Below are 10,289 nucleotides of genomic sequence, written 5' to 3'. Positions count from 1 at the left end.
GCCTGGTGGAACGGGGTGTTCTCACCGAGCCCGATCCCGGCCTGTTCGTCCTTCCCCAGCCCGCCCCACCGACCACCCCAAAGATCAACCCAAGTTGAGACCCGGCAAAAGCGTGCAGAACGCCCACTCAGAACCGGCCGTCGATGCCAGCGCACAGCGCTCAGACAACTGATAACTTTCCTATTTTTACCAGCCGTAGAAGATCGCGTGCAGGCCATCAGAGCAGCATCCAGGAGTACACCGCTCGGACCTTCGCAGCCCCGGGCCAACGGCCAAGTCATCGACATCGACTACGGGCAGATCATCCAGCATCGGAACGGCCCCGGCCGATGACTCCCGCACCCGCGACAACACCACCCCCGACGATCGAGACCGGCCTGCGGTCAACCACGTCACAGCCCCGAACGGCCAGGCCATCTGGGTGAACGACGGGCAGATCCCGCCACAGCGGTTCTCCGGGCCCGTTCCAGCTGCCACGCCACGCCACGATCGATCTCGATCCGCTGCCTGGGGATCTACAGCTGTCCGACCCGGCCGAGCCGAGGAACCCGCCGTCCCCGTCCTGCGCCTGTTCCGCGAGATCAGACAGCAGGGCTACACGGCAGCCATAATCTGCTCGTCCGCTACATCAACCAGGGGCCGCCGCCTCGATGGACGCTCTCACCGACGTCCAGCGTGACCGGCTCGACGCGCTCACCGCCGCCTGCCCCGAGATGACCAGCCTCGCGAACCTGGTCCGCGGCTTCGCCGCGTTCCTCGACCCCGCCGACAGCAACAACGACCGCCTCACCGCTTGGATCACCACCGCGCGGGCCGCCGACCTGCCCCACCTGCGCGCCTACACCCGCGGCCTCGACCTCGACCGGGATGCCGTGAACAACGCGCTCACCCTGCCCTACAGCAATGGCGGCACCGAAGGCGTCAACGCCAAGACCAAGAAGATCTTGAGCAGATGCACGGCCGAGTCGACTTCCCACTCCTCCGCCACCGGATCCTGCTCGGCTAACACACCGTCACCACCGAATATGCGACAGAGCCGTTATTCGTACAGTCCCACAGTCACCACCGAAAGTGGCACAGAGCCGTTAACTGGACAGAGCCCTGCCAGGGACAGTGGCGCCCGGGGAGGCAGGGAGGCGCGGCCAGGGCGGGCCGCTGGCGGGGGTGAAGCCGGCACCGGATGTGCGCGCCCGACTCCTCCCCTGTCGGCGGCGACTGAAGACTGACCCCCGTGCGTCGCTTGATGTGACACCAGGGTTGAGCTGACGGCCCGATGTCAACCATCCCGGCCCGTTCCGCCAGGGCGAGCGTCCCCTCCAGCTGGCGCTCACGTCGCGTACCACCTTCGCGGAGCCGGCCTGTAAGGAACGAGGGGATGCCGGACATCCTCTCGACAGGGACCCGAGGGGAGACGTGGTGCGGATCGAGGATCCACAGGCGGAGTTCACCGCCTTGTACGAGGCCCAGTACGCCCCGGTGTTGCGGTATGCCCTGCGGGAGGTGCCTGAGCACGCGGCCAATGATGTTGTCGCGGAGACGTTCATGACCGCGTGGCGGCGGTTCTCCGAGGTGCCTGATCCCCCGTTGCCCTGGCTGCTGGGTGTTGCTCGCCGGGTGGTGGCGAACCAGCGCCGCGGTGAGACGCGTTTTCGGCGGCTGCAGCTCGCCGTGGGGGAGCAAGCGGAGCTGGCCGGAGGTAACCCGGCTGAATCGCTGGTCGAACGGGATGCCGTGCGCACAGCGCTGGGACGCTTGTCCGTCGCCGACCGGGAGCTGCTCACGCTCATCGGCTGGGATGGCCTGAGCGTCCGCGAGGCTGCCCAGGTCCTGGGGATACGCGCAAGCACAGCGTCGGTCCGTCTGCACCGCGCCCGGCGACGTCTGCAGGACCAGCTGACGGCATCGGCTGCCGTGCCGGCTGTCCCGGATCATCCGCTCTCTACGGCCGAGGAGGCATCATGATCGGTGATGTTCGGAAGGTCCGCCGGATTCTTGACGGTCACGACCCGGCAGACAGCATCGACGACACCGCGGCTACGGATCGCGCAGCTGTCCTTGCCCGCATTCTTGACACCCCCGGGGACCCGGGGGGGCGCGGCCGAAGCCAGAGTGCCGCTCGCCACCGGTCACGCGCGCTGTGGCTGGTGCCGGTGGGGATGGCCGCCGTGCTGGTAGCGATCGTCGTGACTCAGTTCGGTCTGCCGCGCGGCGCCGCCCCGTCGCTGGCTCAGGCCGCCACGCCACCGCCGCTGACCTACCAGGCCGAGGCCGGCACCGCCCGCGATGCGCTGCTGACCGTCGCCGGCCGCATCCGCGCATCGGGGGCCTCTACACAAAGCAGCGCTGGCAATCAGTACGTGCGGACGCAGAGCTGGGACCTGTCCACGCGGATCGACGGGATCCAGGTCCGTTCGGCGGTCCTGCCCGAGATCCGTGAGGTCTGGCGTGCTCCCGATGGCTCCGGGCGCATCCGGACCACCCCGGGCGAGCCGCAGTTCCCCTCCGAGCATGCGCGGCAGGCCTGGGACGAGGAAGGACGCCCCATAGCCGACCCCGCTGATGAGACCTTCCCGGCCGGCGGCCTAGGTGCCATGTACCCGGCAGACCTGCCCGCAGACACAGCCGAGCTGGCAGCCCTCCTTGCCACCGGTCATCCAGCCGAGAACGGCCCCGCCGAGACCCTCGTCGCCATCGCCGACCTCTACCTCGAACAGGTTCCGCCCGCGCCGGTGCGCGCTGCTCTCCTCGACATCCTTGCCTCCACTCCGGACCTGTACCTGCAGGGCCGCACCGTCGACCGGGCCGGCCGCCCTGCCCTCGCGGTCGCGGTCGACAGCGCGATGTCCGGGCTGCCGACCCGCTACGTCTTGCTCATCGACCCGACCGACGGACGTCTCCTCGGCCAGGAGAAGACCCTGACCACCACCGCCGGCGCCCTCGGCGTCCCCATTCCCAGCGTTATCTCCTACACCGCCTTCCTCGACGCCGCCCGCACCAACGACACCGAACCCCCACGATGAACAACGGGGCTGGTGGGGCGGACATGCTGTCCGCCCCACCAGCCCCGTTCGCGGGAGTCACGCTGTATCAAGCACGGGGACGCACGCAGAGCCGCCGGTCAAATACCCGAAGACTCGATCTAGTTTGCATAGAAGCTGGTTGCTCGGTCGTTGTTTGCTGCCGCTACAAGAGACGACTGGGTGTGTGCAGGCATGCCCCACAGAACAGGGCTGTTGCCAGCATCCCCGTCGTATACAGTGATGTACGCCGCACCCCCATTGACCCAAGATGATGCCTGGTTGTTGAATGCGTAGGTACTGAAGAGTACGAACTGCGGATGATCCTTAAACTGGAGGCGCCTTCCGCCGTAGTTCCCGTGTTCGTAGAAGCAGTAGTAGTCCGCGCCGAGGTACTGAGTGGGGCACCCCTGGATAGCCTGGGTTGACACCCCTCCATCCAAAACGGCACTACTCGACGCCGGCGCCGCGGTCTCACCGTCCTGAGGGAAGACCATGACAACCTTCCCGTCGTCCCAGGAGATTTCGTTCGGGCTGATCTTCACGCCTCCCGGGGCCAGCCGCAGCTGCGCGGCGACGCGATCAGCGAGTGGAGCCTTGAGAGAACCAGCGATAGCCTGATCGTCCACTTTCGGAACTACCGATTCCTGGCTGGGCGAAGTTTGAGCAGCCGCCGGGACGGCGAGCGCCAAGGCAGTTCCGCAGGCGACCAGTGCCCCGACAATCGCTCCACTCAATCGAAGGCGCGACAGCACTCTCATCCATACCTCTTCCGAATCTAGAAAACGATAGGCATCCGGAACGTGGAGGGGCTCGATCTGTGCTCCGTCTGTCCGTGCCGGGATGGAGTCTGCCATAGACAAGCCGGACAGACCGCCTAGCCGTCAAATCCATCCCCCTTCCTCGCGTGAAGATCAGTAGGTAAAACTTCGCCGTGGCCCGACTGAAATTACCGTGAGCTACAGAGGTTCATTGCAGGCCGGAGCAAGCTTTTGGTGGCAGCTGGCGAGCAGCGCATGGGCCGCACGCTGTGTGACCAGGAGTATCGGTCGAGCTTCTGGCGAGACGGTGGCGCCGATAGCTGGCAACAGCGTGAGATGTGGGTCACACCTCCGCCGCCGGTCGAATAGCTTTCTGTAGCGGAGAGTTTGAGGCCCGCGTCGCGTCTGCGGTGCTGCAATGGGTCGACTGGTTCCGCAGATAGTCGGTGATTATCTGCGGTAGCCTCGCCCGGCGAGGTGGTCGAGCACGTCGCCGGGGGTGGGGTGATTCGGCCTGCTTCTCTGAGACAGCGATGTGGGGGTCCTATGGGCGGGGTTCACCGGGTCGACCTCGCGCCGGCCGGGCCGACGCTTGCCGGCGCGGCCGAGGCGTTTCTCGCCGAGGTGGCCAACCGGAACACCGCCCGCTCCTACCGGACTGCCCTGGCCGCCCTGGCCGCCGAGCTCGGTCCGGACAGCCCGCTCGTCGTGCTCGACACTGAGGCGGGCGTCGAGCGGATCGGTCTCTGGTTTAGCCGCCGCTGGGGCACCGCGGCGCCCGCGACGGCGAACGCCCGCCTCGATGGGTTGCGATCGGCTATCGCCTGGTGGCGGGCGCAGGGCTGGATCGAGGCCGATCCGACCCAACGGATCCGCCGGCGCCCCCGCGCCGTGGACCGGACTCGGCCGTTGGTCCGGGCGGGCCTGGAGGCACTGCTGAGCCGGGCACACCTGCCGCTGAGGGAACGGACGCTGTGGCGGCTGCTGTATGAGACCGCAGCTCGCGCTGAGGAGGTCCTAGCCCTCGACGTCGACGACCTCGACCTGCGCAACCGCCGCGCAAAGGTTCACCGCAAGAGCGGCGCTGCCGACGTCATCGTCTGGCGCTCCGCTACCGCCCGCCTGCTGCCCCGCCTGCTCGACGACCGCCGGACCGGACCGGTGTTCCTCACCACCCGGCGGGCCCGCGTACAGCTGCCCGCCGCCGACCTCGATCCCGACACCGGCCGGGCCCGGCTGTCTTACCGACGAGCTGCTGAATGCTTCGAACAGGCCAGCCGGACGCTGCCCGGCGGGCCGTGGACCCTGCATCAACTCCGGCACTCCGCTCTCACTCACGCTGCCGAGGACGGCGCGAACACCTCCGCCCTGCTCGCCTACTCCGGCCACACCTCCCCCGCATCCCTGGCCCGCTACGCCCGTGTGTCCTCCGAAGCGCTCGTCCGCTGGCAGCAAGCCCGCGACCTCGCCATCCGGTGACGCTGACCATGCCTGTGGCCCCGACCAGTGCCGGTGCACGCCGTGCTATCGCCGGAGGCAAATAGTGAACGGCTCGCCGGTCAGCCAAACGGCATAGCCGCATTTCTCGGTGGTCCGTAGCCGCGCGAACCCCCAGGTACTCCGGAAACGCGGATGCCCCCGCGCCAGACGGCCGGGGCATTCGAGTGTGGGTCAGAGCACGCCGCGCAGCGGGTGCTCCCGCCACTGGTCGACGGTCCGGATGTAGGCGTGCACCACCGGGGACCCCTCCGCCCACCGGCCCTGCCGGGTAATCGCGGACACCGGGGCCCCGCGCGGGCCGCTGCGGTCGCCCCACCGGCGCGCAGCCCGTGCGGGGTCGGGATCTGCCCGGCCGGCAGACCCGCCCGGACGCCGAGCGTCTGGAGGATGCGCCGGACCCCGTCGCCGGTGAGCCGGCCGCCGATGTTGCCGTGCCGGTCCACCCGGCACAGCAGCGGCCCGCCAGTCACCCCCGTGCTCGGCGAGCATCGCCGCCCACACCCGGTACAGCCGCACGGGGCACAGCGACGGGTCCGACCCGTAGGGCACCGGCACAACCGTCCCGGCGCTGTCCCGGTCCGTCTTCGACGTGCGCACCGTGACCTCCAGCCCCTCGGGGACTGCGGCGACGTCGGCCAGGTCCAGCCCGACGAGCTCGGACCGGCGGGCCATGAGGGAGAAACCGAGCACAAGCAGGAGCCGGTCACGCAGCCCGGCCGGAGTGTCGACCGGGCCGGCAGCGTCGACCATCACGCGCAGCGGCTCGACCGTGACCGGCGCCGAGCGGCGCACCGTCTTGCCCTGCTCGGCGCGGTCCCGTCGGTAGGCCCACAGCAGGAGCCGTGCGGTGGCGGTGTCCGGACTGGCCTGTCCCTGGTCGCGGTGGCGGCGCTGCACGACGGCGAGCGCCTGGTCGATGCTCGCCGGGGCGGCGTCGCGGCTGATCAGGGTGGCGGTGTACTCGGCGAGGGTCTCCGCGGTGGCAGGCAGCGCGCTGCGGCCCTGCTCGTTGCACCAGCCGGTGAGCCGCGACCAGGCGTAGGTGTAAGGCACGGGCAGTGTTCGGGCGGATCGCCGCGGCGAGCATGACCCGAGTCTGATCGCTGACCTGCCGGTCCACCATCCGCACACCGGCCACGACCGGCCGCCCGTCGCCGCCGAGCGGGTGTGTGTGTCGAACCTTGACAGCTACATGATCCGGAACCCCTCCCCGTCAACCCTGACTCTTGATAAGTGAGCTTAACGCGAGTCAGGGTGGCGACTTTAGCGCGCGCCGAGGCAGCTACCGAGATCCAAAGGATCACCCGTCTTCGTCCGACGGGGGTGGCCATGAGCTCGGCCGGGGCATCCAGCGCGGAAGCTTCGCCTCTCCGTCTCCCACCGCGGACTCCACCTGCTCGGGCCTCAAGCCGTTAGCCTCGGAGAGGTCCGCGCCGCTCAGGTCGGTACGGCCCAGGCTCGCCCCGGACAGCTCGGCACGGTCGCGCAGGAACAACGCCGCTTCGACGACGCCACCACCCACCTACGCCGCGACCTCGACCTCGACCTCTTCAAGAAGACCAACGATGCACGTCTCGCGTCACTATCGGCCACAAGTCTGAGTAAATCTCCGATAGAGGCCGGGAAGCACAACGAAGCGGTTGGGATGCTCATATACGCTGCCACGAGCTGGCATGAGATCTCCGACATATGGCCTCCCGAGGACCTTGGCTGGTTGAAACGCGCCCGCCGCCACCTCACCGGAGACGAGTACGACTCAGCACTCCGCGCGCATGCCCCGGCCGCTCTCATGGAGGAAATCAGGGCAGAGATTGACCGAGCCGAGGAACCAGAGAACGAGACGTAGCATCACGATAAAAAGTCCCCACGACATAAATTCAGGTTATTAGATCCCGTTAACGATCGCAGGTCGGAGATTGCTGATCCCGGAACACAGCATAGGGCCATAAGAGCAACCGCGCTTGTCGCAGGGCCGGTGGCAGCCGTATATCGCCGCGCGACGTTGTAAGCCGAACTTCCCACACCTTCCTCGCCGGCCTTCCGCCGGGGCGCGTAGCCCGCGTCCCTCCCTGCCGACATCGCCGCGTCCAAGAAAGCCTGAGGTGAGCCGGAACGGATCCGCCATCCCCGAGGAACGACTCGGCTACTCCGAACAACCTGATGATCACCGCTGGCCGCCATCGCTACCGTCGGCAGGCACGGCGCCCACGAGCCGCTCGGCTGCCCTGGTGGCACAGTCGGCCTCGTCGCGTCAGCTCGCAGGGGTCCTCGGCGGCCGCCGCCGGGTGGTTTCGGACGCCGCCGGGCTGGGCCTATTAACTTTTGGCCTGTCGTTCGGCAGTGACCTGCGTTTTCGCAGGTCAGCACGGTGCACATGCCGAATTATCTCCTAAGCGGTAGGTCGCAGGTTCGATTCCTGCCAGGGGCACTGGTCACCGCGACCATCGGTGTGATCTGGGCATTTGGCCAGATCGGGCATCGCGGCGACCAGCACCAATGCGAACCTCCATAGCGTGACCTTCCACATGCCGCGCGGGGCGGTCGACCCGACCGTGCTGTGCAGAGATGGAGCGCCGGTTCGACGCGGGCACCCGCGGCACGTACTCGACCGGCGCGTCGAACCTCCGTCAGGTCCCGATCGGCGTGGTCGTCCCACGCGCTGTCGAGGCGGCGGCCGACGCGGTGGCCGTGTGCCGCGAGCGGGAGGATCCGCCCCGACGAGATCCGCCACTGGCAGCTGACCGTCGCCGACGTCCAGGCCGCCCTGCACCGACAGGGCGGCCGGCCTACGCACGATCGGGCTGCTCATCTTCGAGCCCAGGGGCGGCTCAGCGTGATCGACACGGAGGGCCGAGCGGGCCTGACCAGGATGGTGTCGCGACGTGCACGGCACGTCGAGATCATCCACGGTGCGTCACCGTCCTCCGGGACCGGACAGCGCGTCAGCCAACAGACCGAACGCCAGGGGAGCCGTCGCCGTGGCCGCCGTTCTCAACAGGATATGGACGGCCTCCGCCCAGCCTCACAGCGGCGGCGACGTGATGTCGAGTCGCGCCGCGTCCAGGGGTGGGTGTTCGCCACGCCGAGTCCGGCCGCCCCACAGCCGCGGCCGACAGGGCCTTATGCCGGTCGTCGTCTGCGGCTATCCGCTACCAGGACTGGAAACTCGACAACTCCGCCGGGCAGGTCATCGACGCCGTCCGCCTGATCCGCGACGCCATCCGCGCACCCGTCGAGAAGCTCCTCGGCGAACTCCTGATCGCCGACGACTGATCACTCGTCCGACACCGCGCCGGCGACTCCCTGATGCTCGCAGTCGTTCGAGGCCCGCGGCCGGCTCGCCAGTGCGGCCGGGTCGAAGGTCAGCTTTCCGAACGCACGACCGCCCGCCCGGTCACCGACCGCGGGACGATCCGGATCCAGTACGGCCGCTCGACGACGTCCGCCCAGGGCTCCAGGCCCAGGCGCTCCAGTGCCGCGGTCTGGGCACCCTCGACGACGGCCCCGGCCGCACCGGTGACCAGGACGCTCCACCCCGCTCTGGTCTCCGGGTCGAACCAGTCGGCATGGAAGGAGACCGAGTCATGGTTCACCGCCGCCGACAGCTTGGAGCCGACGGCCGACCGGAAGACCACACTGTCGCCGTCCATCGCGTGGTTGACGGTCAGCAGGACGACCTCGCCGTCCGACACGAAGGCCACCCGGCCCACCGGCACCGTCCCCAGCAGCCGGATGCACACGTCGAACGGCAGCACGGCGAGGCCGGCGTGATCAAGTGCGAACTCCTCGGAGTCGATCAGGTCCTGCAGCGACAACGGGTCCACAGCTACTCCTCGACCTGACAGGCGGAAACCGATCCGCCGGCCACGCCGCCGGCGGCCACCCGCGTGCCCCGTCCTGTTCTTCGACGTCACACGCTGGCGCACAGACCGTACCGTCGCGGTGTCGGCCGCGGCCATACGGTCCTCCCCCGACAGCGTTGGCGTTGGTCTCATACGGGTCGCACACAGGGCGTCCTCGCGCGGCTGATCATGGCTCAGCGGCCCAGGCATGTCACGGGGCCTGTTGCACGTCGCTACAGCTGACGCGACCGCAGGCGCGGCCCGTCGCAGTCAGTGCCTCTCCCGGAGCGTGGCACGCGGTCACGACGCCGCGCCCGGTGGGCCTCAGCGCGCATGCAGCCCTGAAGGTGGAAGAGGGTCAGACCGCACGCCACTGGTCATAGCGTCCGTTGCCACGAGTTGGAAGGAGTCGGCAGAACCGTCCGGCGAACGGAACGTCCTCCGGACGAGACCGACGAGACCGAGGAGCGCCCGGGGCAGGCACGGCGTCCATTCGCAGCCATGGCCAGCGCAGGGCGTGTCCCGAGTGCGGCCCCCGTCGACTCGGGTACGAACGGAGTCCGACGCGGCGAGACACGCCCCGATCTTCACCGCCGGGTCCGCGTCACCCCTTCGAGGATCTTGGTGATGTCCTCGACGGCGTCGCAGAGGCCGGACGCGATATTCATGACGAGGTCGTAGGCCTCATCGTTGGTCAACGTCAGCCGGCGGCCGTTGAGGCCGTAGAAAGCAATCAGCCCAGCGAGAGCGAGCCTCTTGTTCCCGTCGATGAGGGCATGGTCGCGAGCCAGCGAATGCAGGAGCGCAGCGGCCTTACCGTCGAGCGTGGGATAGGCGTCACGCCCGAACACCGTCGCCCGTGGGCGAGCAAGAGCGGATTCGAGCAGCCCGTGATCCCTGACCACGGGCTCGGAGCCGATGGCCCGCTCAGCGATGTACAGCGGTTCACGAAGCGTCAGGTAGATCATTCGCCGAGCCGTCGGAGCGCCTCGGCGTACCCTAGGCGCCTGATCCCGGGGTTTCAGAGGTTCCACGGATTAGCGGCTTTTCCCAGTTGGCCGGAATCTGTAGTCAGCTGATCACGCCGCCTGCGGCGGGGTGGTTGACGGTGTGTAGCCAGGTGGGGCGGGTCGCGCGGGAGGCGAAGTAGCGGGCGCGGAGCTGCTGGT

Annotated in this window: 8 protein-coding genes and 2 pseudogenes; 5 read left to right on the top strand and 5 right to left on the bottom strand. The window is 68.5% G+C overall.

Annotated elements, in window-relative coordinates; genetic code table 11:
• Positions 1–523: 523 nt before the first annotated feature.
• The 3 genes and pseudogenes from FMEAI12_RS29105 to FMEAI12_RS29095 all read left to right on the top strand — a co-directional run.
• Positions 524–1,006, top strand: a pseudogene (locus FMEAI12_RS29105) (transposase); the annotation flags it as partial.
• Between the two features lie 407 nt (positions 1,007–1,413).
• The gene (locus FMEAI12_RS29100; protein WP_160144346.1) at positions 1,414–1,962 is read left to right on the top strand and encodes an RNA polymerase sigma factor; all 549 of its coding nucleotides are present in this window, start codon (positions 1,414–1,416) and stop codon (positions 1,960–1,962) included.
• Positions 1,959–3,020, top strand: a complete 1,062-nt coding sequence (locus FMEAI12_RS29095; protein WP_146776787.1) for a CU044_5270 family protein — start codon at positions 1,959–1,961, stop codon at positions 3,018–3,020. Before FMEAI12_RS29100 ends, FMEAI12_RS29095 begins: the two co-directional genes overlap by 4 nt.
• 119 nt (positions 3,021–3,139) lie before the next feature.
• Here FMEAI12_RS29095 and FMEAI12_RS29090 read toward each other — a convergent pair whose 3' ends face one another.
• Positions 3,140–3,778, bottom strand: a complete 639-nt coding sequence (locus tag FMEAI12_RS29090) for a peptidase inhibitor family I36 protein (RefSeq protein WP_160144345.1) — start codon at positions 3,776–3,778, stop codon at positions 3,140–3,142.
• 546 nt (positions 3,779–4,324) lie between these two features.
• On the opposite strand from FMEAI12_RS29090, the gene FMEAI12_RS29085 reads away from it, so the two are divergent.
• Positions 4,325–5,257, top strand: coding sequence for a site-specific integrase (locus FMEAI12_RS29085; protein WP_112108567.1), 933 nt, complete (start codon positions 4,325–4,327; stop codon positions 5,255–5,257).
• A 192-nt stretch (positions 5,258–5,449) separates the two neighbouring features.
• Here FMEAI12_RS29085 and FMEAI12_RS29080 read toward each other — a convergent pair whose 3' ends face one another.
• Entirely contained in the window at positions 5,450–6,331 is an 882-nt protein-coding gene (locus tag FMEAI12_RS29080; protein ID WP_112108566.1) for an integrase, read from the bottom strand.
• Positions 6,332–6,578: 247 nt separating this feature from the next.
• Entirely contained in the window at positions 6,579–6,800 is a 222-nt protein-coding gene (locus FMEAI12_RS40270; RefSeq protein ID WP_112108565.1) for a pentapeptide repeat-containing protein, read from the bottom strand.
• A gap of 1,625 nt (positions 6,801–8,425) precedes the next feature.
• Here FMEAI12_RS40270 and FMEAI12_RS29065 point away from each other — a divergent pair.
• A pseudogene (locus FMEAI12_RS29065) lies at positions 8,426–8,551 on the top strand (heat-shock protein HtpX); the annotation flags it as partial.
• An 89-nt stretch (positions 8,552–8,640) separates the two neighbouring features.
• Here the strand turns inward: FMEAI12_RS29065 and FMEAI12_RS29060 are convergent.
• Entirely contained in the window at positions 8,641–9,102 is a 462-nt protein-coding gene (locus FMEAI12_RS29060; RefSeq protein WP_071066566.1) for a pyridoxamine 5'-phosphate oxidase family protein, read from the bottom strand.
• 605 nt (positions 9,103–9,707) lie between these two features.
• On the bottom strand, positions 9,708–10,088 hold the full coding sequence (locus FMEAI12_RS29055; protein WP_112108563.1) for a type II toxin-antitoxin system death-on-curing family toxin: 381 nt from the start codon (positions 10,086–10,088) through the stop codon (positions 9,708–9,710).
• Positions 10,089–10,289 lie beyond the last annotated feature (201 nt).

The sequence above is a fragment of the Parafrankia sp. Ea1.12 genome, assembly GCF_900465275.1.
Lineage (GTDB): Bacteria > Actinomycetota > Actinomycetes > Frankiales > Frankiaceae > Parafrankia > Parafrankia soli.
This window is presented reverse-complemented; position numbering and strand designations above follow the sequence as displayed.